The organism is Peptoniphilus lacydonensis (genome assembly GCF_900106515.1).
Taxonomy (GTDB): Bacteria; Bacillota; Clostridia; order Tissierellales; family Peptoniphilaceae; genus Peptoniphilus_A; species Peptoniphilus_A lacydonensis.
This window is the reverse complement of sequence record NZ_FNWF01000003.1, coordinates 179,136-204,295: the sequence shown is the minus strand read 5'-3', so window position 1 is coordinate 204,295 and position 25,160 is coordinate 179,136. Positions and strand designations below refer to the sequence as shown.

At 27.5% G+C, this 25,160-nt stretch carries 18 protein-coding genes and 1 other annotated feature; of the genes, 17 read left to right on the top strand and 1 reads right to left on the bottom strand.

Annotation, left to right across the window (positions count from 1 at the left end; translation table 11 throughout):
• Window positions 1–12 precede the first annotated feature (12 nt).
• Together BQ5450_RS02710 and BQ5450_RS02705 are read left to right on the top strand one after the other, a co-directional pair.
• Window positions 13–1,767, top strand: a complete 1,755-nt coding sequence (locus BQ5450_RS02710) for a DUF4153 domain-containing protein (RefSeq protein ID WP_071125914.1) — start codon at window positions 13–15, stop codon at window positions 1,765–1,767.
• Between the two features lie 14 nt (window positions 1,768–1,781).
• On the top strand, window positions 1,782–2,282 hold the full coding sequence (locus BQ5450_RS02705) for a hypothetical protein (RefSeq protein ID WP_071125913.1): 501 nt from the start codon (window positions 1,782–1,784) through the stop codon (window positions 2,280–2,282).
• Window positions 2,283–2,344: 62 nt separating this feature from the next.
• On the opposite strand, the gene BQ5450_RS02700 is transcribed toward BQ5450_RS02705, so the two are convergent.
• Window positions 2,345–3,979, bottom strand: a complete 1,635-nt coding sequence (locus tag BQ5450_RS02700) for a putative manganese-dependent inorganic diphosphatase (RefSeq protein ID WP_071125912.1) — start codon at window positions 3,977–3,979, stop codon at window positions 2,345–2,347.
• 90 nt (window positions 3,980–4,069) lie between these two features.
• Between BQ5450_RS02700 and BQ5450_RS02695 the strand changes: the two genes are divergently transcribed.
• The 15 genes from BQ5450_RS02695 to BQ5450_RS02625 all read left to right on the top strand — a co-directional run bounded on the left by BQ5450_RS02695 (window position 4,070) and on the right by BQ5450_RS02625 (window position 24,968).
• Window positions 4,070–5,278 carry an aminoacetone oxidase family FAD-binding enzyme gene (locus BQ5450_RS02695; RefSeq protein ID WP_071125911.1) on the top strand — a complete coding sequence of 403 codons (1,209 nt, stop codon included), beginning with the start codon at window positions 4,070–4,072 and terminating at the stop codon, window positions 5,276–5,278.
• 70 nt (window positions 5,279–5,348) lie between these two features.
• Window positions 5,349–6,626: an NAD(P)H-dependent oxidoreductase gene (locus BQ5450_RS02690; RefSeq protein WP_071125910.1), complete on the top strand. Its 1,278-nt coding sequence runs from the start codon at window positions 5,349–5,351 to the stop codon at window positions 6,624–6,626.
• Between the two features lie 35 nt (window positions 6,627–6,661).
• A complete protein-coding gene (locus tag BQ5450_RS02685; RefSeq protein ID WP_071125909.1) occupies window positions 6,662–7,066 on the top strand; it encodes an RrF2 family transcriptional regulator in 405 nt (134 codons plus the stop codon).
• Window positions 7,061–7,249: a binding site (T-box leader), on the top strand. It overlaps the preceding gene by 6 nt.
• Window positions 7,250–7,304: 55 nt before the next feature.
• Window positions 7,305–10,406, top strand: coding sequence for an isoleucine--tRNA ligase (ileS, locus tag BQ5450_RS02680; RefSeq protein ID WP_071125908.1), 3,102 nt, complete (start codon window positions 7,305–7,307; stop codon window positions 10,404–10,406).
• A 246-nt stretch (window positions 10,407–10,652) separates the two neighbouring features.
• A complete protein-coding gene (locus BQ5450_RS02675) occupies window positions 10,653–11,015 on the top strand; it encodes a YbaN family protein (RefSeq protein WP_071125907.1) in 363 nt (120 codons plus the stop codon).
• Between the two features lie 2 nt (window positions 11,016–11,017).
• Entirely contained in the window at window positions 11,018–12,736 is a 1,719-nt protein-coding gene (locus BQ5450_RS02670; RefSeq protein WP_071125906.1) for an ABC transporter ATP-binding protein/permease, read from the top strand.
• On the top strand, window positions 12,720–14,378 hold the full coding sequence (locus BQ5450_RS02665; RefSeq protein ID WP_010246920.1) for an ABC transporter ATP-binding protein: 1,659 nt from the start codon (window positions 12,720–12,722) through the stop codon (window positions 14,376–14,378). The genes BQ5450_RS02670 and BQ5450_RS02665 overlap by 17 nt, the downstream gene beginning before the upstream one ends.
• Window positions 14,379–14,383: 5 nt before the next feature.
• Window positions 14,384–15,217, top strand: a complete 834-nt coding sequence (locus tag BQ5450_RS02660) for a hypothetical protein (RefSeq protein ID WP_010246918.1) — start codon at window positions 14,384–14,386, stop codon at window positions 15,215–15,217.
• Window positions 15,218–15,425: 208 nt separating this feature from the next.
• Window positions 15,426–16,856: an NEAT domain-containing protein gene (locus tag BQ5450_RS02655; protein WP_010246916.1), complete on the top strand. Its 1,431-nt coding sequence runs from the start codon at window positions 15,426–15,428 to the stop codon at window positions 16,854–16,856.
• Window positions 16,846–17,802 (top strand): heme-binding Shp domain-containing protein, encoded by a 957-nt coding sequence (locus tag BQ5450_RS02650; protein ID WP_071125905.1) that lies wholly within the window; start codon window positions 16,846–16,848, stop codon window positions 17,800–17,802. Before BQ5450_RS02655 ends, BQ5450_RS02650 begins: the two co-directional genes overlap by 11 nt.
• On the top strand, window positions 17,795–18,721 hold the full coding sequence (isdE, locus tag BQ5450_RS02645) for a heme ABC transporter substrate-binding protein IsdE (RefSeq protein ID WP_010246912.1): 927 nt from the start codon (window positions 17,795–17,797) through the stop codon (window positions 18,719–18,721). Before BQ5450_RS02650 ends, isdE begins: the two co-directional genes overlap by 8 nt.
• Window positions 18,708–19,697, top strand: a complete 990-nt coding sequence (locus tag BQ5450_RS02640; protein ID WP_010246909.1) for a FecCD family ABC transporter permease — start codon at window positions 18,708–18,710, stop codon at window positions 19,695–19,697. Before isdE ends, BQ5450_RS02640 begins: the two co-directional genes overlap by 14 nt.
• Entirely contained in the window at window positions 19,687–20,448 is a 762-nt protein-coding gene (locus BQ5450_RS02635) for an ABC transporter ATP-binding protein (RefSeq protein WP_010246908.1), read from the top strand. The genes BQ5450_RS02640 and BQ5450_RS02635 overlap by 11 nt, the downstream gene beginning before the upstream one ends.
• 24 nt (window positions 20,449–20,472) lie before the next feature.
• On the top strand, window positions 20,473–20,994 hold the full coding sequence (locus BQ5450_RS02630; protein ID WP_071125904.1) for a flavodoxin family protein: 522 nt from the start codon (window positions 20,473–20,475) through the stop codon (window positions 20,992–20,994).
• Between the two features lie 38 nt (window positions 20,995–21,032).
• Window positions 21,033–24,968 carry an S-layer homology domain-containing protein gene (locus BQ5450_RS02625; protein WP_071125903.1) on the top strand — a complete coding sequence of 1,312 codons (3,936 nt, stop codon included), beginning with the start codon at window positions 21,033–21,035 and terminating at the stop codon, window positions 24,966–24,968.
• The last annotated feature ends 192 nt before the right edge of the window (window positions 24,969–25,160 follow it).

Sequence of the window (25,160 nt, the reverse complement as noted above, 5' to 3'; positions counted from 1 at the left end):
TGAGGAGGATTTATGAGAATTTTTAATTACAGTTTAATTAATTTTAACAGTATAAAAAATACCTTTAAAAGATTTCCTTTAACAATTATAAGTGCAATACTTGCCACATTTTTTTTAATTTTTTGGACTTTTGAAAAGGCAGAAGCGACAAATATAAAGATGTTAAGTTACGGTATTGTCTTTGCATTTGGAATATTTCTTTTTTCTTTTATTAGTCTTTTTAACGAAGGGCTTAATAATTATTATGATCTAAAAAATTTAAAAAGTAATAATTTAATAAAAGTATTATCTTATATAATAACTTTGCCAATTTTATATGGAATTTACGAAGTTGTTTATGAAAAAACTGGAGCATTAAAGTTCTATGATGATAAATTTATATTTTTTACTTTATTAGCTTTTTTAGTTGTAGGCTCTTCTTTTATTGGCAAATTTAATTATCATAAGGACTATGTAGTATATGTTGCAAAAATTTTTAGAGCATTTATAATTTCAATTATATATAGTTTTATTGTATTTGTTGGATTAAGTGGAATAATATTTGCACTAAGTAGTTTATTTAAAATTGACTTTGGATCTAGTATTTATATTAGAATTGCAATTTTTTCTTTTGTTTTATTTAATGTAGTTACTTTTTTTTCTGACTTTCCTAAAGCAAGAGATTCTTTTATAGATTATAAATATCCAAAGGCTTTCAAGATTTTACTTGTCTACATTATAACGCCTATTGTAATCATTTATACTGCAATACTTCTTGCTTATTTTATAAAGATATTAGTATTATGGCAAATACCTAACAATTTAATTGTAAATTTAGTATTATGGTTTTCTATATTTTCTGTATTATATTTATTCTTTTTATCGAGAATAGATTCTATTGAATTTATAAATAAGTTTAAAAGAATTTTTCCAATAACTTTATTTCCACTTTTGGGAATGATGTTTTTTGCGATATTTTTGAGGATAAAAGAATATGGATTGACAGAAAATAGATTTCTTGTAATGGCTGCTGGAGTTTGGGTTATTATTTCTTTAATTTATTTTATCTTTTATAGAAATAATTCAAATATAAGTGTTCCAATTTTTTTGTCGATTATTATTTTATTATCAGGAGTTGGACCTGCACCAGCTACGAAATTAAGTATAAAATCACAAAGTTCTAGGTTTGAAAAACTTTTAAATAAAAATAATATGATAGTGGGAGAAGAGATAAAGCCAAATTTAAATATTAAAGTCGATGACAAAAATCAGATAATTGACATAGTAAATTATATGGTGAAAAAAGATAGAGTGGATAAATTAAGCTACGTGCCAAAAGACTTTAAATTAAATGAAGATAGTTTTACTAAATTATTTGGATTTAGCAATAGAATTGATGACAATACTTATATAGGTTATAGTTATAGCGATAGTATATCAAATGGAAATGATCTTAACTTTGATGTAAATATAAGTGGTTATAGCAATTTAATTTATGTTTATTCTTTAGATGATATTGTTACATCTGGAAATTATAAATTTGAAAAGACAAAAAATAAGATTAAAATTTATAAAAAAGAAGATGAAGAATATAATTTAGAACTTTCAATTAATTTATCTGAACTTAAGGAAAAAGTTAAGACACTTAGAAAAACTAAGGAGTCCATTAGTCCTGAGGATTTATCAATAGTAGAAGATAGTTATAAAATAATTTTTACAAATATTTATTTTGCTGATGAAGAAAATTTGGAAAATTCCTATATTGATTTTTATTTTTTGACAAAATAATTAGAGGTGATGAGTTGTATTATATAAATTTTGAAAAAGATGTTTTTATAGATGAAGATGTTGATTTAAAACCAATTTATGATATTCTAAAAATCTTTTTAAATAGATGTGATTCTTACCAAATAAAAAGTTTAAAAGAAGATATAAATTCAAAGAAAATAGTTGAAGAATTTGCAGTTTATACCAATGAAAATGGGTATGAGCTTATTTTTCAAGGAATAGTAGATGATGAATTTAAAAAAGTGATTTTAGATAATTTAATTGGTGATTCTGCACTAAATTTTATGGGAATAAATTTATACGATGATGGAATTTTAAAATTAGAGATATTAAACTATGGGAGCGAAGTTTATATTTATGATTTTGATGCAAAATCTGTTGTGAAATTTTCTGAAGAACTTGAAAGTATTTATGGAATAAAAGATTTAAATGTGTATATGGATGAGAGTGAAGGAGAAAATAATCAAGAGCATCATAATCATACTCACAATTGTGACTGCAGTAGAGATAATTAAAAATTTTTAAAATTAAAAGGAGCTTATCAAATAAAAAATGATAGTTCCTTTTAATTTTAAAGTTAAGATAACTCTTCTGAAATAGCTGAACTAATTTTAGGGATAAGTTGTTTTTTCCTTGATAAAAGCCCTTCTGATATAAATTTATCATTATAAATTTCACTTTCAAATTTTTTTGCAATTGCATCTTTAAAATTTCCAACTATAATAACTTCTGAAACTTCTTTAAAAATGTCTGTAATCATAAGCACAAAAGTTTCAGTATCAGAATTTTCTAAGAAATTTTCCATAGTATCTTTTAAATCTTTTTCCACAGTGGATGTGCTTTCTAAATTCATAGTAAATATTTGGCAAACTCTTACATTAACGCCTTCGATAGAAAAGTTTTTAACATCGCTTTTTAAAAGTTCTTCAGGCTTTTGCCCCTCCAAGCTTGTTCCAGCTTTAAACATTTCCATTGCAAAACTATCTACATCAATAGCTGCAATTTTTTTCATTTTATTTAATACATACTTGTCAGTTTCAGTTGAAGTTGGAGATCTAAACAGAAGCGTGTCAGATATAATTGCTGCACAAAGTAAACCTGCAATTTGTCTTGAAGGTTTGATTCCATTTTCAAAAAACATTTTTGAAATAATAGTGGCTGTTGAGCCCACAGGTTCATTTCTAAAATAAATTGGAGAAGCAGTAGAAATGTTGGCGACTCTGTGGTGATCAACAATTTGCACAATTTCTGCAGAATCCAGGTCTTCGATAGATTGATTTTTTTCGTTGTGATCTACTAAAGTTATTTTTTTCTTCAAGTTTGAAATTAAATGATATCTTGAAATATTTCCAATAACCTTATTTTTATTGTCTAATACTGGATACGATCTAAATCTTGATTGTGCCATTATTTCTCTAACATCGTCAATTAAATCATCTTTGTGAAATACAACAAGATTATCTTTTGTCATTACATATCCAATGGGAACAGCCTGAGGCAAAATCCTCGCAACCATAAAAGTTGAAAGTCCAGTAGAAATTACCGCTACATTATTTTCTTTTGCAAGTTCTATTAAATTATCATCTAGTTTACTAGAAATAGTTAAAATTAAAAGAGAAACTTTCTTTTTTATGACAGATTCTTGATCATTTACATCGTCGCCAACAATTACAATATCTCCTTCTTTAATTAAATCTTGATTTTTTATTGCCTTTACTGCCATTTTACCAGAAAATTTTCTAGGAACTTCTGGTAAATATAAAATCTTTCCCCTTAAAACATCTAAGATATTTTCAAAACTTGTATTGCTTCTTCCAATAATAGAGTCGTCCCATATTTCCATATAAGATGAGGCAATATTAGATAAGCTGACAATTCCAATTAGATTGTCATCGTCATCAACAACGGGAAGGGAATTGATATTATTTTTTTGAATTAAATCCATAGCAGAAGCCATAGAAAGGTTTGGATTAACACAATAAGCTGCATCGTAGTCAATATCTCTTATTTGAGGTTTTATAGAAGTTTTAAGTCTTGGTTTATTTACTTTGAAGTAATTTAAGACAAATTCTGTTTCTCTATTTAAATTCCCAAGCCTTATAGCTTCTGAATCTTCACCCATTTTATTTTTAAGTTCTGCGAGGGCTATGGCAGAACAAATACTATCAGTATCAGGATTTTTATGTCCTGTTATATAAGTTTTATTTTTCATGATTCCTCCAAATTCCATGATATTATACCATAGTTTTCTTAAAATCTTGTAAATTTATATTAAGTTAGGCTATAATTTAATAGTGATATTATGGATATAGTTATAATAGGAGCAGGACCAGCGGGAATGGTTACTGCTATAAATGCAAAAAATAAATTTAATAATGTAATTTTAATTGAAAAAAATGATAGAATAGGAAAAAAATTGTTAGCAACAGGTAATGGTAGATGTAATTACACAAATTTAGAGTTGTCTCGAAAAAATTATAATAATACTAATTTTGTAAAGGATACTTTGAAAGATTTTTCAAACGAAGATTTAATTAATTATTTTAAAGTTTTAGGGCTTGAATCTACAACAGATGGGAAGAGAGTTTATCCGAAGACATTAAAGGCAAATACAGTTTTATCCGTATTAATGTATTGGCTTTCTAAAAAAGAAATTGATATAAGAACTAATACAGAAGTAAAATTAGTTGAAAAAAATAAAAATACCTTTACAGTTCTAACAGATAAAGAAAGCATAAAAGCGGATATAGTAATTTTCTCAGCAGGGGCAAAGTCAATGCCTTCTAGTGGTTCCGATGGAAAGAGCTTTAAAATTTTAGAAAATCTTGATGTTAAAATTACAGATTTAAAACCAGCTCTCACACAAATAAAACTAGATTCAAAATACTTAAAACATTTGAGTGGAACTAAGGTTATTGGAAATGTAAAGTTTTATAAAGAAGATAAAAAGATTGACGAAAGAAGTGGAGAAATTCTTTTTACTAATTATGGAATAAGTGGTCCGCCTATTTTAGATTTGTCTGTGAATGTTACTGAAAATAATTTTATTGAAGTTCCAATAATTAACAATGTAGATGAAAATACTAAAGAGATGCTATATTCTAGATACTATATGTTCCCGGATTTTTCTTTGGAAGAGTTTTTGATTGGAATAGTGGATAAAAAATTTGTTCACTATATAATTGATTCACTGGACTTAGATAAAAAGATTGCTATGAATATGATTTCTATTTTAGAGTTTGAAAAAATTGTGGATTTGTTATTAAAATCAAGATTTAAAGTTACTGGAACAAATGGATTTAAAAATTCACAGGTTACAAGAGGTGGAGTGGAATTATCTCAAATAAATAGTTTTGATTATTCAGTTAAAAAAATTGATGGTTTATATGTTATTGGAGAAGCCTTAGATATTGATGGCGATTGTGGAGGATACAATCTTCACTTTGCCATAGCTTGTGGGTATAGACTTGGAAAAATACTTTCTAACAAAAATAATTTGCAATATAGATAAGTTGAGATTAAAATAGTTTTGCAAATAAAATTTATAAATTATAAATTGTGACATAAATATTGGAGGAATAATGTTTTATTTACAGAATAAATTAAGGGAATATGGTAATATTTCTGTTGGAATTGTGGGCTCTGGTATTATGGGTGCCTCGCTCTTTACGCTTTTAAGCCAAAATGAGAATTTTTATCCCATAGTCTTTTCTTCAAGAAATAAAGAAACTTTAAAAAAAGCTATTAATTCGTCAAATATTAATGATAAAGATTTTGCATTCACTGACGATTTAGAAAAAGCAAAGAAACTTTTAAAAGATAAAAAATATATTGCAACTACAAATAATAAAATTGCAGCAACTCTTGTGGATTGTTTAGTTGATTGTACAGGAGATACAGAAACAGGAACAAAACTATCTCTACTTGCAATAGAAAATAATGTTGATATAGTAAGTTTAAATGTTGAAATGGATGCGACAGTTGGGCCTTATCTAAAAGTTCTTGCGGATAAAAAGGGAGTTATTTATTCTGGAACTAAGGGAGATGAACCAGGGGCAATTGTTGAAATTTATGAATTTGCAAAAAATTGTGGTTTTGAAGTTTTAGTTCTTGGGAAAGGGAAAAATAATAAACTAGATAATTATGCAAAGCCAGAAGATTTAAAAGAAGAAGCAATAAAAAGAGGAATTAATCCTAGAATGCTCACTTCTTTTGTAGATGGTACAAATACTATGATTGAACTTAACTCTGTTTGTAACGCAATTGGGTTTGTGCCAGATGTTAGAGGTTGTCACTTTGTAGATACAGTTCCAAAGAAAATTGCAGATGATTTTAAATTAAAAAAAGACGGCGGTATTTTAAATTCTTATGGAGTCGTAGATTTTGCAACAGGAATTGCACCAGGAGTTTTTGCAATAGTTAAATCTAAATCTGATATAATTGATTCCGAAATGAAATATTTATCCATGGGTGAGGGACCAAATTATGCAATTTACAGGCCCTATCATTTGACAAGTATTGAAACTATGATTTCAATAATAAAGGCTGTGGTACTTAGAGATTCTTCAATTGCACCAGTTGGAGAACCTTGTGCAGAAACTGTTGCTGTTGCAAAAAGAGATATAAAAAAAGGTGAAAAATTTGATTCTATTGGCGGAGAGATGATTTTTGGAACACTTGAAAAAGTAGAAGAAAAAGTTTGTGGAAATCACGTTCCAATTGGAATTATTACTGATGGAGCTTATGCACAAAAAGATATTTCTAAAGGAAGTATTTTGACATATGATGATTTATATTTAAATCAAGATTCGGAAATTGTAAAAATTAGAAAAAAACAAGATGATTATTTCAAAAAGTAAATAAAGATGGTATAATATACAAAATAGGTGATGATATGAGAATAACACAGGAAACAGATTATGCCTTTAGGATTGTAGGCTATCTTGCTAAACATGAAGGGCAAGTAATAGGTGCGCCTGAAATTGCAGAAATGGAAGGTGTCACAAAGAGATTTACATTAAGAATACTTAGAAAATTAAATTTAGCAGGAATAACTGATGCAAAAAGAGGCTCAAAGGGTGGATATTTTTTAAAAAAACCAAAAGAAGATATTACTTTGTATGATATACTTACAGCAGTCGATGGACCTATTGAAATTAATAGATGTTTACAGAGTGATGGATATTGCAATAAAAATTCTGAAGACTTTAGGCATTGTAAATTTCATAAATCTTTGGCATTAATGCAATCTGATATAATAAAGATGTTTAAAAATCAAACGATAGACAATTTTATATAAGCTTTGATGAGGACGGTAAATTAAAAAAAACTAAGAGAGCAGTTGGTTGGTGTGAAACTGTGTTTTTATGATTTACAGATCACCTCGGAGCTCAAAGGTCAAAAGCCTTTGCGTTTATGCGTTAAAATTTTAAGTGATAGTTACCTATAATTAGGGTGGTACCGCGGTTAGTTCGTCCCTTCTCTTTTTTGAGAGGGGATTTTTTTATAAATAAATTAGGGAGAATGAGGAGTTTTAAATGGAGAAATTTAAAGAATTATCAAGGGATAAGGTTAGCGTAAGAGAAGAAAAGATCTCTCAATTTTGGGATGAAATTGATCTTCTCCACAAATCCGTTGAAACGAGAAAAGATGGAGAAAATTATATTTTTTATGAAGGACCTCCAACTGCAAATGGAAAACCAGGCATTCACCATGTAATGGCAAGAACATTAAAGGATTTGACTTGTAGGTATCATACAATGCTTGGCTATAAAGTAAATAGAAAAGCAGGGTGGGATACACATGGTCTTCCAGTTGAAATTGAAGTTGAAAAAAAACTTGGACTTCACAACAAGCAAGATATTGAATCTTATGGTGTAGAAGATTTTAATAAAAAATGTAAAGAGTCTGTATTTGAATATGAAAAAGAGTGGAGAACTCTTACAAGAAGAATGGGATATTTAATTGATTTAGATCATCCATACATTACACTTGAAAATAATTATATTGAATCAGTTTGGAATATTTTAGATAAAATGTACAAAGACGGATTGATTTATGAAGGTCACAAAATTGTACCTTATTGCCCAAGATGTGGAACTGGTCTTGCATCTCACGAAGTTGCACAAGGTTATGAAGAAATAAAGACAACTACTGCAACTTGTAAATTTAAACTAAAGGACAAGGAGAATGAATATTTCTTGGCTTGGACAACTACGCCTTGGACACTTCCATCAAATGTTGCCCTTGCGGTAAATCCAAAGGTAGAATATGTAAAAGTAAAATATTCAGACGGAAATTATTATTATCTTGCGAAATCATTAACAAAACAAGTTTTAAAAGATGAAGATTATGAAGTTGTTGAAACCTTTCTTGGAAAAGATTTAGAGTATTTAGAATATGAACAACTTTTGACATTTTTAAATCCAGATAAAAAGGCCTTTTATGTAATCTGTGCTGACTATGTTACAACTGAAGATGGTACAGGGATTGTTCATATTGCACCTGCATTTGGTGAAGATGACTATCAAACTGCAAGAGGTTATGATCTTCCAATGTTAAAACCAGTTGATGAAGAGGGGAAATTTACAGACACACCTTGGAAAGGTCAATTTGTAATTGATGCTGATCATGATGTGCTTCATTATTTAATAGACAATGATTTATTATTTTCAAAGCAAAAAGTTTCACACAATTATCCTCACTGCTGGAGATGTCACACTCCGCTAATTTATTATGCTCATCCATCATGGTATATTGAGGTTACAAAATTTAAGGATAAATTAATTGAAAATAATAATGGCGTAAATTGGTTCCCAGATTTTGTTGGAGAAAAGAGATTTGGGAATTGGCTTGAAAATTTAAATGACTGGGCAATTTCTAGATCTAGATATTGGGGAACACCACTTCCACTTTATAGATGTGAATGTGGTCATATTGAATCAGTAGGTTCAATTGCTGATTTAAGAGAAAAGGCAACGACAGATGTGCCAGAAGACGTTGAACTCCATAGACCATATGTAGATGACATTAAGCTTAGATGCCCAAAATGTGGTGGCGAAATGACTAGAGAGCCTGATGTAGTCGATGTTTGGTTTGATTCTGGATCAATGCCTTTTGCACAATGGCATTATCCATTTGAAAATAAAGATAATTTTAATGAATTATTCCCAGCAGATTTTATTTCTGAAGGGATTGATCAAACTAGAGGATGGTTTTACTCACTTATTGCAATTTCAACTTATATGACTGGCAAAAGTCCGTATAAAAATGTACTCGTAAATGATTTAATCCTTGATAAAGATGGAAAGAAAATGTCAAAGTCAAGAGGAAACACTGTCGCTCCATTTGAACTATTTGACAAATATGGGGCCGATGTTGTGAGATGGTATTTACTTTATGTGTCACCACCATGGACTCCTACAAAGTTTGATGAGGATGGACTTCGTGAAATTGAATCAAAATTTTTTAGATCACTAAGAAACACTTACAATTTCTTTAGTCTTTATGCAAATACAGATAATATAGATCCAAGAGAAACTAAAGTTAGTTATGATGATTTAGAAGAAATAGATAAATGGCTTCTTTCTAAATACAATAGACTTGTAAAAAATGTCAGACAAGACATGGATGAATTTGAACTTACAAAAGTTGTAAGAGAAATTCAAGAATTTGTAATAGAAGATGTTTCAAATTGGTATATTAGAAGAAATAGAAGAAGATTTTGGAAAACGGATAAAGATAATACAAAGATTACAGTCTATAAAACAACTTATGAAGTGTTGCTTGGCGTAACAAAATTAATTGCACCAATTGTTCCATTTATTTCAGAAGAACTATTTAAGTCACTATCTGATGAAGAATCAGTGCACTTAGTAGATTATCCAAATTACGATGAAAATATGATTAATGATAAAATTGAAGAAAAAATGGACCTTGTAAGAGATCTTGTAACCTTGGGAAGAGCGTCAAGAGAAGAAGCTAAGATTAAAGTTAGACAGCCACTTTCAAAAGTTATAATCGATGGAAAATACCAAGAAATAATTGGAGATTTGACAGAGCTTATTAAAGAGGAATTAAATGTAAAAGAAGTACAGTTTGAAGAAAATCTTTCTGAATATATGGAATTTGAATTAAAACCAAATTTCAAAGTTTGTGGTAAAATTTTGGGATCAAAAGTCAAAAGTTTTGGAAAAGTATTGAGCAAAATAGATGCAAAAGATTTTCTTGCAAGGTTAAATGAGGGAGATGTAAATCTCGAAATTGATGGAGAAAAAACAGGAATAAAAAAAGATTATGTTGAAGTAAAAATTAGTGCAAAAGAGGGCTTCGATGTTATAATGGAAAATAATCTTTTTGTAATCTTAGATACAGAACTTACAGAAGAACTTTTGGAAGAAGGCTATGTGAGAGAATTTGTGTCAAAGATTCAACAACTTAGAAAGAAAAAAGACCTAGATATATTGGACAATATAAAAATAGTTTACAAATCAGATGAAGAAGTAGAAAGGGCAATCGCAACAGATGAAGAATTTATAAAATCAGAAACTCTTGCTCTTGAAATTAAAAATGAAGAAAACGATGCAGAAGTTGAAAATTTAAATGGTCATGATATAAAGATAAAAATTGAAAAAATTTAATATTTAAAGTTAGTTAGTATGTTAGGAAATTAAATCCTAGCATACTATTTTTTTGTTTCTATTAAAAAAATTAACCTCAGTTAACGTATCTGTACTTCTTGTAAAAACAATAATTGAAAGTATATTTTGAATAAAAAATAAATTCAAAAAAATGATATTTGATATCATTTAACTTTACTTACGGAAATATTTTTGATAGTATCTAATTTGAAAAAATTAGTACATTCAAAAATCAAGGAGGTTTTAATGAAAATATTATTTTTGATATTTGGATTTATTTTTTTGGGATTAGGGATAGTTGGTATTTATTTGCCATTATTGCCTACAACTCCATTTTTACTTGTTGCATCATATTGTTTTGCAAAGGGATCTGAAAAATTCAATAATTATTTTATATCTACAAAATTATATAAAGAGAATATAGAGCCTATAAAAAGCAAAAGAGGGATTACAAAGAGTAAAAAAGTTAAAATTCTTTTGATAGTTACAATCCTTATAAGCATTTCTTTTTACATAGTAAATAATTTACATGCTAGAATTTGTTTAATCGGTGTACTTGTTTTTCATTATTTATACTTTATTTTCAAAATAAAGACAATAGAGGAGTAAATATGTTTAACAGAAAATTATTTAATGAAATAAAAGATGAAAAAGTTTTAATTTTAAAGCTTTTAGTTATCAAGATATTTCAACTTTTAACACAAATTGCCATGATATTTATAATTGGGAAATTTTTGGAAAATTTATATAAAATAAATCTTGAAATTTCAAAGTTTGTAATGACAATGTTTTTTATAATGGCAATTAATATTATTTTAACAAAGTATTATTCCAAGATTTCTTATAAGGTTTCATATAGAGTTAAAAATAATTTGAGAGAGAAGCTCTTAAAGAAAGTATTTTCTTTTAAAATGGAATATTCAAGTAAGGTTACAATATCTGAGGTTATAAATTTGGGAGTAGAAGGAATAGAGCAGCTAAATTTATTTTATTCAGAACTTTTACCTCAACTTTTATTTGCATTAATTGCTCCATTGATATTGTTTTTAATACTATCGTATTTAAATTTTAAAATAGCTTTAATTATGCTTTTGTTAATTCCTCTAATACCTATTGCAATAATACTTGTTCAAAAAATTGCTAAAAAAGTTGTAAAAACCTATTGGAAATCTTATACAAATTTATCTGATGTATTTATCGATTTTTTGTATGGAATTACGACTCTAGAGGTATTTAGTGCAGATGAAGAATACAATAAATTGTTAAATGAAAAGGCAGAAGATTTTAGAGTTAAAACTATGAAGTTATTATCAGTTCAGTTAAATAACATTACAGTTTTAGACTTAATCTCTTATCTAGGATCAGCTTTGGGAATAACATTATCTATATTTTATTTTTCAAAGGGAGATTTAAGTATATTTTCAGCTTTTTCTTTTGTTCTTTTGAGTCAGGAATTTTTCTTACCGCTTAGGAAATTAGGTTCCTTATTTCATGTTGCAATGAATGGAATATCTTCAGCTAATTCTTTATTTGATATATTGGAAATAGAAGATTCTAAAGATTTTAAAAAGATTATAGAAGATGAGAATATTGATATTAATATTAAAGATCTTAATTTTTCTTATGGTGATAAAGAAATATTAATAAATCTAAATATGGAATTTAAGTATGGAAATATAACGGCAATTGTTGGCAAAAGTGGTTGCGGAAAATCAACGATAGCAAAATTGATTGCTGGATTTTTAAAAGATTATAATGGAAAAATCTATTACAATAAATTAATTGAAGTTTCTAAAGACTCTCTAAATGAAAATATAATGTTAGTGGACAATACACCTTATTTTTTTAATGAAAGTCTAAAATATAATTTGAAGTGTGCAAATAAAAATGCAAATGACGAAATGTTAATTGATGCACTTAAAAAAGTTGGATTATACAATTATTTTGCAAATAAAGACGGTCTTGATTCGAAAGTAGAAAGTTCTGGAAATAATTTATCTGGAGGCCAAAAACAAAGACTTCAATTAGCAAGAGTTATATTGAGAAAACCTAAGATTTTAATACTTGATGAGTCTATATCAAATATTGACAAGGAGTCAGAAGAATTAATTTTAGGACTAATTCAAGAATTAAAAGAAAAAATGACAATTATAATTATAACGCATAGGTTAAACACAGTTGTAAATGCAGATTATATATACTATATAGAAAATAAAAATGTAGCAGAAGAAGGAACTTTTGAAAGCATTCTTAAAAAAGAAAAATTTTCAAAAATTTATAACCATCAAAAAGATTTAGAAATGTGGGGTTTAAATGAGTGTAATAATTGAGTATAAGAACCTTATAAAAAAATTGCTTAAACTTGTAAGGAATTTAAAGTTTCAAATGATCTTTGCTATATTATTTGGAGCAGTTGGACATATTTTTGCCACTTTGTTGCCTTCTCTTGGAATATATTATCTTTGTAAAATAATTTTAAATATAAAGTTAAATTTAAAATCAGTTGTCTATATTCTCTTTTCTCTTGCAATTTTTAGAGTTTTGTTTAGATATTTTGAACAGCTTTTAAATCACTATATCGCTTTTAAAATTTTAGCTGAAATTAGAGATAAAGTTTTTAAAAAATTAAGAAAATTAGGACCTGCAAAAATGGATTGCAAGAATAAGGGTGAATTAATTTCAATAATTACTTCAGATATAGAATTACTTGAGGTATTTTATGCACATACTATTTCTCCAGTTTGCATAGCTTTAATTCACACATTGTTTTTATTTATATTGCTCTGGAGGTTTAGTCCCATATATAGCTTAATACTTTTAGTTTTCCACTTGATTTTGGCAATTTACATTCCAATATTTACAGAAAAGTCAGCTGGAAAAATAGGAATGAAACAGAGAAAAGCATATTCTTCATTGAATTCCTTAATACTAGAAACATTTAAGGGAATAAAAGAAATAATTAACTTTTCCTATTTTGATAATAGATATAAAGAGATAGAAGAAGCGTCCTTTCTATTAAATAAGTGTACGAAAAAATTATCAGAAAAATCATCGAATAATTTTGCATTGTCCTCTTTCTTTATAATATTTGGAGATTTTATATTTATATTAACAGGAGCATATCTTTATAGAAATTCTAATATAGATATTCTTGGTATTTTATTTTCAACAGTTTTATTTATATCATCTTTTGGACCGACAAGTGCACTTTCTTCTCTTGCAAATAATTTAGTTTTAACTTTTGCTTCTGGAAAAAGAGTTATAGATTTGTTAGAAGAAGAGCCAATTACAAAGGAAAATGTGGAAGGCGAAAATATAATTTATGACAACCTTTCTTTGGAAAATATAAAATTTTCTTATGATGACACAAAATTAATTGAAGATTTTGATTTAAAAGTAGAGTTAAATCAAATAATAGGTTTAAAAGGAAAAAGTGGCTGTGGAAAATCCACATTAATAAAATTAATTATGAGGTTTTTTGATGTAGATGAGGGTAAAATTAATTTTAATGAAATAGATGTAAAAGATATAAAGACTAAAAATTTAAGAGAAAATATTTCTTATTTAAGCCAAGAAACTTATTTGTTTAAAGGAAGTATAAGGGATAATTTAAAAATAGCAAAAAAAGATGTTACTGAAGAAGAGTTGATAAAGGCTTGTAAGAAAGCAAATATTTATGATTTTATTATGACTTTAGAAAATGGATTTGATACAGAGATTGTAAAAGAAAATAATGAAATTTCAACGGGACAAGCACAGAGACTTTCGCTTGCCAGAATCTTTTTAAGAGAATCAAATCTTTATTTATTAGATGAACCTACAGCTAACATAGATGCATTAAATGAAGGAATAATTTTAAAATCACTTTATAATGAAAGAGGGGATAAGACTATAATAATTTCATCTCACAGAGATAGTTCTCTTAGAATTTGTAATAAAATAGTTGAAGTTAAAAGAGAAATGGAGTCATAGATATAATGATAGATTTAAATATAACAAAGATACAAATAGATTATCTTCTTTTTATAAGAAATTATAAAGGGTCTAAGACTATAACTGAGGCCAGCATTTTTTTTAATTGCTCTCGTGTGAACTCTAAAAAAATATTAGATAGAATGATTATTATAGGTGTTTTATACAAAGAAAATAAAGAATATGAATTAACTAAAATAGGTAAAGATCTTGCCGATTATTACAATGAAAATCTTCAAAAAAATTTATTTATAGTTGAAAAATTTTTAGATCTAGACTCTAAAGTAGCAGAAGATTTAAGTATTGAAATATTGTCAAAAAGATTTGAAAATTTTAAAGAAGCAATTGATAAAAAATATAAACTTTTAAGCCTATCAAAAACTATAAAGGAGAGGAAAAAAATTAAAGATATTTCTTCCTTACTTGGAAATGGAGTCTATGAAATAAATTTTAATATAAAAAAAATTGATGAAATTGGAGAACAGTCTTTTATGCAAGATTCCATGGCTTTATTTGGATTTGAGAATAACGCAAGTATAGTTATAGAAGAAGAGTCATATATAGAAATTTATGCAAAACCTATAAAAAAAGTTAATGACGGATATTATAGAAAGGGAATAGCGACAAAACTTTTTTATTTTCATGACGGTGAAGAGTTTGAAATAAATTCTAAAGATAGAGTTTTTAAAATCCCATTAAGCATAATAGATTACTGGTCAACATCCGATGGTGTAATATTAGAATCTTCTTTAATTTTTACTATAAAGTCTCAAATAGGTATGAAAGTTCATGAAAAAAAAGCAAATTTTTTGTTTCTCGTTAACCTTTGTTTAATTTAAAAAGTTAAAATTATTTTGTAGGAAATAAATAAAATATTTTCAAACCTTAGCAAAATGCTGGGGTTTATTTTATTGAAATCAATTACAGTAAAATAATAAAAAAATTGTTAACTTGAGTTAATAAAATATTTTAAATAATTGTATAGGCTATCCAATTGATAAGTTATATCATTATTACGAATAATGTTAATTATTAAAAGAGGTAGTTATGATAAGAAATAGAAAAATATACGTATTTATAATTGTTTTAATTTCGCTATTTAGTACGGTTTTTGCAGAGGATGAAAATAATCCTGTAAAAAAAGAAATTGATTTAGAAGACGGTTATTATGAAATTCCAATAAGACTGTGGCACGCAGTTGAAGAAAAACCAAGTATGGGGAATAAGGCACTAAGACAAATTGCAGAGATAGAAGTAAAAGACAAAGAGGCCAATTTATACATAGGATCAGACAAGATGGAATATATGTCTATAACAGCTTCTCTAATTAATATATATTTCCAAAAGGAAGATGGAAATTATTATAAAGCAGAACCAGGATGTTATGAATTGGAAGTTCCAAAGGAACAAGACAAGAGACCAGAGGTTTTTAAAACTTCTTTATTAAATATGGATAAAATGACAAAGGTTTATGTAGATCCAAAAGTTGAGCCAATGGGAGATGAACCAATTAGAGCAAGAATAAATCTTGATTTTGAAAAAATAAAAAAGATATCAGGAAATGATTCTATTTTAATAAAGAAATTTAAAGAAGGAGCAAAAAAACCTGAATTTAATTCGAAAAATTCGGGTGAAGTGCAAAATAAAAATTTAATAGTAAAATATGGTCCCGAAACTTTTTCGGAGGAATTTTCTTTTTATGGAAATAGATTATCTGGCAAGGAAGCAGAACAATATTCCAAAGAATTTGATAAATTAGATCAAATAAATATATTTAATATTGAATTTTTAGGCCCTCTTGATGAAATAAGAGAAAAGGAAGAAAATATACAGTCAAAAAGAAAAAAGATATATGCAAATAAAGAATTTGATTTAAAACTTCCGCTTCTAAAATTTAAAAAAGAAGATAATTTAAATCTTTACTATATACATGATGGAAATAGAGAAAAATTAGATTTTAAAATAACAGACGATTATATAGAAACAAAGACAAAAAATTCAGGTGTTTATATTGTAGTAAAAAGTTCTGGAGAAAACATAGCTTTATCAAATAATCTAGAAAACAGTAATCAGATTTCAGAAATAAAAAACACTGCAGATGAAAGAGGAAAAACTTTTATGGCATCTGTAAGAAAACCTCAAGTAAAAAAGACTACTGCAACACAAGATACTAAAATTCCTGAGAAGAAGCAAAATTCACAAGTAAATTCATTGTTGGTAGAAAATTCGTCACAAAATAAAATAGCAAGCCAAGAAAATAATTTAAATTCTAAAAATATAGACACGACTTCTGAAACACTAGAAAAAACTGAGGAATTAGAAGAAAAAGAATCAAAGAGGATTATTTATCTAATAGTATTAATATTTATAGGATTAAATGCTTTTGCCATAGTTTTTGTTAAGAAAAACTTAAAAGAAATAAAAGACATGAGAGAAGAAATAGTATTTTTAGGAGGGCTTGAGAAAAATGAAAAATAAAATAAATAGCCTCATCTTGATTTTAATTATTTTTATAAATTTATTTAATGTTACCTTTGCTTATAGTGAAGAAACTGCAAAGACAACACCATATTATGCACATCCAGTAACTGGGGCAATTGAAGATCCGGGAAATAATCCAGGGATAGGTCAAGGGATGACTGAAAATGTATTGTCGCCACAAGCACTTGTAGAAACGACAGATGATGGAAGAATATTTTTATCAGTCCGTTATAATTTAGCAAATTATATAAAAAATGAAACATTTGCAGTTCAAAATTATGGGGAAAAAGGATTCTATTCTGTATCAGCAGAAGTTACTGCACAAACAGAAGAAACAAGAGATTATAGATTTGAAATACCAAGTAAAAATGTAGTAGTAAGGGCAACTTTTTTTGTTGGACCAATGGGACGTGATGTAATATTTTATTACACAATTTCAGACTTGGTAGAAGGAAACACAGATTTTGTTTCAATGAAAGGTACAAATTATTCTAATGGAGGTAGTGAATTAGAAATATCAGAAAAAGATAAAGCGCAAGAAGAAAAAAAACAAATTCAAAATTCTATTTCAAATTTAGACGAATTGAAGCCAGTAGAGAATAATGTGAAAGTTGGAGAAAAATTACAAGCAAATCAAGGTGAAAAAGTAGAAGAAAAGGTAGTGAATTCTAAATTTTCAGCAGGAGACCTTGGATATAGTCATGGGCTTCTCACTAAAGACTCAGATATAATTAAAAAACTTTATTATTCAGATGAAAATAAAGAAGAAACAGAAAAAAGAAAAACAAAATTAGGGAAAATCACCCTATCTTTTATTTATGGATTAATAGCTCTTTTAGTAATTTTAACAGCAGTATTTTTAGTTTTAGCTATATTATCTTATATTTATAAAAATAAAATTGAAGAAGAACTGGAAGAAAAGAGGAGAAATACTTATGAATAAAATAAAAAAACTTCTAATACTGTTTCTATCAGCATTGATATTTTCATCTTGCGTCGACCAAGGAGCAAGTAAAAAAAGTGATAAAGGAGAACTTAGAATAGCAGCAACATCAATGGCGACAGTATATATAATGGAAAAGTTAAATGTAGACTTGGTGGCGGTACCAGATTCAAAAATAGATAAGATGCCAGAAAGATATAAAGATGTCCCTAAAGTTGGAATGGCTATGACACCTGATGTAGAGAAACTAAAACAGTTAAATCCAGACTATGTTTTTTCTCCAGTGTCATTAATATCAGATTTGCTTCCTAAGTATAAGGCAGCAGGATTAGATTATGGTTTTTTGAACTTGAACAATATTGAGGGGATGTATAAGTCAATAAAAGACTTAGGAGATTTACTCAATAGAAAAAAAGAAGCAAAAGAATTAGTCGATGATTATAACAAATTTATTAAAGAATATAAAGAAAAGCATAAAGATAAAAAAGCACCGAAAGTGCTAATATTAATGGGACTTCCTGGATCCTATGTAGTAGCTACAGAGAATTCTTATGTTGGAAGTTTAGTAGAACTTGCAGGGGCGGAAAATGTATATGCAGGTACAGATCAACAATTCATAACAATTAATACAGAAGACATGCTAAAAAAAGACCCAGACATAATACTTAGAACGGCACACGCACTTCCAGAAGAGGTTATGGAAATGTTTAAAAAAGATTTTGCAGAAAATGATATTTGGAAGCATTTTAGAGCAGTAAAAGAAAATGAAGTATATGACTTAGACTACAAAAAGTTTGGCATGAGTGCAAAGTTCAACTATAAAGAAGCTTTAGATGATTTAGAAAAAATATTTTACAAAAATGATAAAAGTACAAAGGGAAAATCAAATGGAGGAGAGGTAATAGATGAAAAAAAGTAAAATCTTCTCAATATATTTAGTGTCAATAATAGTTTTAATAATTTTAATTTTGTACTCAGCAAAAACAGGTTCAATAGAAATGACTTTTTCAAAATTAATTAAAGGACTATTTGTAAAATATGATTCAGATGTAGCGACAATATATGATCTTAGATTTCCTAGAATAATAATAGCGATTATTGCAGGTGCAGCTATATCAATATCAGGAGTTTTGCTTCAGGCAGTGATGCAAAATCCTCTTGTCGATCCTGGGATCATAGGAATATCATCAGCCGCAAGTTTATCGGCGAGTATTGCAATGATAATATCTCCATCGCTATATTACTTATCGCCACTTTTTTCTGTTTTGGGAGGACTAGTAGCGTACTTATTAATTTATTCCATTGCATGGAATGGAGGAAGTAATCCAATAAAATTAATACTTGTTGGAGTAGCATTAAATATGACTCTTGTAGGGATAAACGAGGCTATAAAATCTATGATGGGAGGTAATCTCACAAATGTTCAGTCAATAATTGAAGGGAATGTTTCACAAAAAACTTGGGCAGATGTAAAGATAATGGCAGTTTATGGAATAATTTTCTTGATAATATCTTTATTTACAATAAGAACTGCAAATTTACTTCAATTAGAAGATCAAACAGCAAAGTCTCTTGGAGTAAATGTAAATAGAGATAGATTTATGCTGGCACTTGTAGCAGTTGTACTTGCATCAGTATCTACAGCAGTAGTTGGTGTTATAGGATTCTTGGGACTTGTAGTTCCACATATATCAAGAATAATAATAGGGTCAAATCATAAAAATTTAATACCTTATTCAATGATACTTGGAGCAATAACACTCTTATTGTCAGACACTTGTGGACGTGTAATAGCATATCCTTATGAGATAAAACCATCAGTTGTTATGTCAGTTGTAGGTGGAATATTTTTTATAATACTTTTAAAAATAGAAGGGAAAGATTATGGAAATTAAACATTTATTTTTCTCCTATGGAAAAAATATGGTAATAAAAGATTTAAATTTAGAAATAGAAAAAAAGAAAGTTACAACATTTCTAGGGGCAAATGGTTGTGGAAAATCTACATTGTTTAAATTAATGACAAGAGTAGAAAAACCAAAAATGGGAATTATAAGTCTTGATGGAAAAAATATAAAAAATTTTGATAGAAAAGATTTTGCAAAAAAAGTTGCAATTGTAAGACAAAAAAATCAGATAGCTGGAGATATAAAAGTAGAAGAACTTGTTTATTATGGTAGGAATCCTTATATAGGATTTATGCAAAAGCCAAGTAAAGAGGACAAAGAAAAAGTTGACAGAGCTTTAGAAGTTTGTGGTTTGAAAGATATAAGAAAAGAAAGAGTAAATGCATTATCAGGAGGGCAAGTTCAAAGAGTGTGGATTGCAATGGCAATAGCACAAGATAGTGAAATACTTTTATTAGATGAACCTACAACATATCTAGATATTAAATATCAAATAGAAATTTTGAATTTAGTAAGAAATTTAAATAAAAATTTAGGCAAAACTATAGTAATGGTTCTTCATGATATAAATGAATCCATAGAATATTCTGACACAATTGTAGGAATGATGAATGGAAAAATTGAATTTTGCGGAAAAACAGAAGAGGTTTTGACGTCAGAAAAAATTAGTAAAATATATGATACAAATTTAAAAATTTTAGATTTTCAAAATAAGAAGTATGTATTAGCAGAAGGCTAAAGAAATATTAAAGGAGAAGGACAAATGAAAGGAATAATAATTTATTCATCAAGAACTGGAAATACAAAGAGAATGGCAGAAAAAATTTATGATATTTTAAAAGATAAATATGAGATGACAATAAAAGACATAAATGATGTCGAAGATGAAAGAGAAACAAAAGAATATGAATTTGTCCTTTTGGGAGCATGGATAGATAAAGGAACAGTAGACAATAAAGCCATGAAATTTCTGAAAAAAGTAGAAAATGAAAAAGTAGGACTTTTCGCTACTCTTGGAGCAATGCCAGACTCAGAGCATGGGAAAAAGGTAATAAAAAACTTAAAAGAACTTTTAAAAAATAAAGAATCTTTAGGAGAGTATATTTGTCCAGGGCTTGTCGATTCTGATTTAATAAACAAATTAGAAGGTATTACAGGAAAAGTAGTGCCAAAAAAAGTAAAGGAAAAGATGATAAAAACAAGTTTAGAATCAAGGAGGGCAACAGAAGAAGAATTAATTGGTGCAGGAAACTACTTTTTGGAAAAAATAAATAGAATGGCTTAAAAAGATTTTTAAGTGAATATAAAAATTAAGGAGTAAAAATGAAGAAATATAAAAATATTATTTCAACTGTATTAGTAATAACACTTGTATCACAGGCTAATGTATTTGCAAAAGATTCTTTTGAAGTACAAGAATTACAATCAAATAGACAAAGTATTATTAAAAATTTTGAAGAAAATGTTGATATTAAGAATATAAACAATGGTATAAAAAAAGAACAATTTATAAATAAAAAAGTGTACAATGCGCCAGTTAAAATAATACATGCATACGAAGAAGGAAAGCTATCTATGGCTAATGGAGCAATAGTATCTCCTGCAAAATTAACATATAGTGGAGATAAAGTAACAATAGAATTAACGTTTAATGGGATGACATTATATAACATGAGGGGACATTTAACTAACTTATTCTATTATGAAAACAATCAAGCTCCTTCAGAAGACGGTAAAGCAGTAGAAACAAGCATAATAGAAAATTGGACGGATACAGGGTTAGATGGAAAAGAAAATGAATATCCAAGAGTATTTTCTTTTACTATAGACAAAGATCTGTTTGAAAAGTCAGACTATCTATGGTGCAAAGTTTGGGTAGATGCAATGGATGGAATTGCAGGCAAGGGACTTGGAGGAGGAGAACAAAATGCCAAGATAGTTATAGATAAAGAAAATAAAGAAGAAATAAAACCAGAGTTAAATAAAGAAAGCTTGACAAGCACAATAGAAGAAGCAAAAAAAATAGAACGAGGGGAAAAAACAGATGACGCATTTAATACATTAAAAGAAGCAATAATAGTAGCTGAAAAAGTATTAGAAGAAGCAACAGAACAAACTCAATTAGATAATGCAACAAATGCATTAAATAATGCAGTAGAAACATTTAAAAATAGCAAAGATAAAGAAGAATCAAATTTTGAGTTAGTAAAGTTTGTAAAACTTGAAGTGGAAGATGGCGGGCCAACAGATCCTAAAATAAGAAATATACTAGATGATTATGGACAAATAGTAAAAATAGACGGAAAAAATTATTTGCGTTTAACATATTTTTCAGTAGAAAAAAGAAGCAATGGATATGATTATGGAACAAAAACACTTAAATATGCTTATGAAGAAAAGAGCGAAAAATTAGAAACTAGTGTCAAAATTATCGAACAAGGTAAAAATTCAGGAGAATATGAGCTATCACAAATAGATATACCAATTGATGGAAAAGATGAGGTTTATCTATTTGGAGAGTTTATGGCAAGTCCCTATAATGACAACAAAATACCCGGAAAAGCTATTGTAAGAGTTAAAGATAGTGATATAAGTGAAAAAACTTTTGGAAACATTGATGATTTTATAGTTAGTCAAAAAGGATTTGCTCAAAAAGAACCCATAGAAAAAAGATTTGAATTTGATGTAGAAAAAGATGGAAATTTATATACTCCTTATACATCTAGTGAAGAAGGCAAGTTTAAATTAATAAACGATGGGTCAGGGGAAGTTGCAATAAAAATAAAAAGAAACTCATTTTTACTCAACGATATTAGACATATAAAATATACAGTGGATGGTTTAGAACCTACAAAAGATTCAAAAGAGGCTGATTTAAGAACTGAAAATAAACCGGGCATAGGGTTTGACAAATATTTTGTAATATATATTTCTTACGATAATGTAGAAAGATTAAAAGAAACTGGTGGAAATCTTGAAGTTAATTTCAAAGGTTATAACAAGGATTTTACAAAGTCAACAGATACAAAAAGATTAACAATTCCATATGCAAAAGAATCTTATGACAAGCTTGATGAAGTTAGAGATGAAAATAACAATATAAGTTTTAAAGCTGATAGCAATAAAGCATTTTGCTTTAATAAGACAACAGAGTTAAATGTAGAAAACATAACAGATCCTGAAATTCTTAAAACCTTTGATAAATTAGCAAAAGATGAAAAACTTTCAGATTTTGTGGCATATAAATTATCCTTTATTGACAAGGGAAATCCTGCAAACTTGGACATAAAAAATTCTTGGAATAATGATAGTTTTCCTTTAGTAAAGATAAAAATAGAAAAAGATAGTGCTGATAAGTCTTTCTATAAAAATTTAGCTATCTATGAAATTAAAAATGCAAAATTAATTCAAGTTCCATTTAATAATATTACGAAAAAAGCGTCAATAAAAAATCAAGAGTCCTATTATCTGATAGGGGCAAAAGATTATAATATTCAATTAATAGAAGCTAAAGGACATCTAAATAATAATATGTCTGAAATAGAAAATAATATTAAAGGAAATTCTAAAGCTGAGATTAATTTAAGAAATTTGCTTGAAAAAGCAAAAAAAGATATGCAAAAAATATCTTTGGAGAAATCATTAATCTTAAATTATCAAATGGACTATAATTTTGATTTGCTTAAAAATTCTGACAATTCTGACTTTCGAATAAACCAAGAATTAGCAAAAGAATTAGTAAAATGTATAAATAGTGATATTTATAAAGAAATTTTTACAAAAGATTTCTATAACCAAGTTTTAGAAATTAAAAATGAACTAGAGAATAAATTACAATCAGGAGAAGACTTAAAACAAGATCTTTTAAAATTAGATGATCTATTTAAAAATGCAAAATATGCACTTCCATATAAAAATATTTCAGTTGAAATAAAAAAGCAAACTAACGATGAACAATCTATGGCAAGTGGATGTTTTATGAAAAATGGGAAAATTTTATATGGCGAAAATGGAAATTATATTTTGCTAAATTTACGAACTATGAGTCCTGGATTTTTAAATGCACATTTAATGGAATTAAGCGTTTTTAAAGATAGAATAGATGGAGAAAAACTTGATGTTTTATCAATTTATAAATATAGCGATATAATGCCTGGAAATTCAGGAAAAGTAGGGATATTTGATAAACAATTATTAATAAAATTGCCAAAAATAGATAAAGATACTTTTTTCATTAGAGTTGCAAATGACGGAATGAATGGAGCAGCTCCTGGAGCAAGGTTAAAAATAACTCCTACAGGAGATTTAATAGAAGATGAAGTCGAAAAACCAAAGAAAGAGTTAAACAAAAAAGATTTGACAAACACAATAGAAGAAGCGAAAAAATTAGAACAAGGCAAAAAGACAGAGGAATCTTTTAATATATTAAAAGAAGCAATAATAGAAGCAGAAAAAGTATTAAAAGAAGCAACAGAACAAACTCAATTAGACAATGCAACAAATACATTAAATAATGCAGTAGAAAACTTTAAAAATAGCGAAGATAAAAAAGTAAATCCAACGTCAGAAGAAAAGATAATGCCTAAGGAAGAAAGTGATTCTAAAATAAGAACACACTCAAGAACTGAAAAAAATAAGACAAATAAATCAACTGATGAAAAGAAAAAAGAAACTAAAAAAATAGAAATTAAAAATATTGAAAAGTCTACGATCAACAAAAATTTTAATGATACAAAAGATCACTGGGCAAAAAATTCAATAGACTATGTAGTAGGGAAAGGATACTTTGTAGGACTTAGTGAAACAGAATTTGGGCCAAATAAATCAATAACAAGAGGACAATTCGTAACAGTGCTAGGAAGAATGTTAAACATAAACATAAGTGACTATAACACACAAAACTTTAAAGATGTGAAAGCTAGCACATACTACAGTCCATATATTACATGGGCAAATAAAGAAGGAATAGTAAGTGGAATAGGAGAAGGAAAATTTGCACCAGACAAAGAACTGACAAGAGAAGAAATGGCAGTTATGATGACAAAATTTCTAAAAGTATCAGGAAAGAATCTAAATGCCAAAGGAAATGAAAATGGATTCAAAGACGAAAAAAACATTGCAACATGGGCAAAAGAATCAGTAAAAGAAATGGCAAGACTTGGAGTAGTAAGTGGAATGGAAGATGGAAAATTTGAACCAAAATCAGCATTTACTAGAGCACAAGTTGCACAAGTATTATATAACATTGACCACAATTAATATTATTTAGAGTTTTCTTAAAGCTTTGAAAAAAAATCACTTAAAAATCATAGAAAAAGATTTTTAAATAAATATTAAATTAGAAGGGGTGATTAAGAAAAAATATTTTAAAAATAAAGTTTCAGAAATAATTTAGATTATTTTTTATGTAAGAATGTAACCATAAAACATAAATGTTTTATAAATTTATTA

Coding starts and splice junctions, on each gene's coding strand:
- BQ5450_RS02650 (WP_071125905.1), top strand. CDS start 16,846: ATGAAAAATAAAATAAATAGCCTCATCTTGATTTTAATTATTTTTATA.
- BQ5450_RS02690 (WP_071125910.1), top strand. CDS start 5,349: ATGTTTTATTTACAGAATAAATTAAGGGAATATGGTAATATTTCTGTT.
- BQ5450_RS02695 (WP_071125911.1), top strand. CDS start 4,070: ATGGATATAGTTATAATAGGAGCAGGACCAGCGGGAATGGTTACTGCT.
- BQ5450_RS02660 (WP_010246918.1), top strand. CDS start 14,384: ATGATAGATTTAAATATAACAAAGATACAAATAGATTATCTTCTTTTT.
- BQ5450_RS02675 (WP_071125907.1), top strand. CDS start 10,653: ATGAAAATATTATTTTTGATATTTGGATTTATTTTTTTGGGATTAGGG.
- BQ5450_RS02710 (WP_071125914.1), top strand. CDS start 13: ATGAGAATTTTTAATTACAGTTTAATTAATTTTAACAGTATAAAAAAT.
- BQ5450_RS02700 (WP_071125912.1), bottom strand. CDS start 3,979: ATGAAAAATAAAACTTATATAACAGGACATAAAAATCCTGATACTGAT.
- isdE (WP_010246912.1), top strand. CDS start 17,795: ATGAATAAAATAAAAAAACTTCTAATACTGTTTCTATCAGCATTGATA.
- BQ5450_RS02630 (WP_071125904.1), top strand. CDS start 20,473: ATGAAAGGAATAATAATTTATTCATCAAGAACTGGAAATACAAAGAGA.
- BQ5450_RS02640 (WP_010246909.1), top strand. CDS start 18,708: ATGAAAAAAAGTAAAATCTTCTCAATATATTTAGTGTCAATAATAGTT.
- BQ5450_RS02635 (WP_010246908.1), top strand. CDS start 19,687: ATGGAAATTAAACATTTATTTTTCTCCTATGGAAAAAATATGGTAATA.
- BQ5450_RS02685 (WP_071125909.1), top strand. CDS start 6,662: ATGAGAATAACACAGGAAACAGATTATGCCTTTAGGATTGTAGGCTAT.
- BQ5450_RS02670 (WP_071125906.1), top strand. CDS start 11,018: ATGTTTAACAGAAAATTATTTAATGAAATAAAAGATGAAAAAGTTTTA.
- BQ5450_RS02625 (WP_071125903.1), top strand. CDS start 21,033: ATGAAGAAATATAAAAATATTATTTCAACTGTATTAGTAATAACACTT.
- BQ5450_RS02655 (WP_010246916.1), top strand. CDS start 15,426: ATGATAAGAAATAGAAAAATATACGTATTTATAATTGTTTTAATTTCG.
- ileS (WP_071125908.1), top strand. CDS start 7,305: ATGGAGAAATTTAAAGAATTATCAAGGGATAAGGTTAGCGTAAGAGAA.
- BQ5450_RS02665 (WP_010246920.1), top strand. CDS start 12,720: ATGAGTGTAATAATTGAGTATAAGAACCTTATAAAAAAATTGCTTAAA.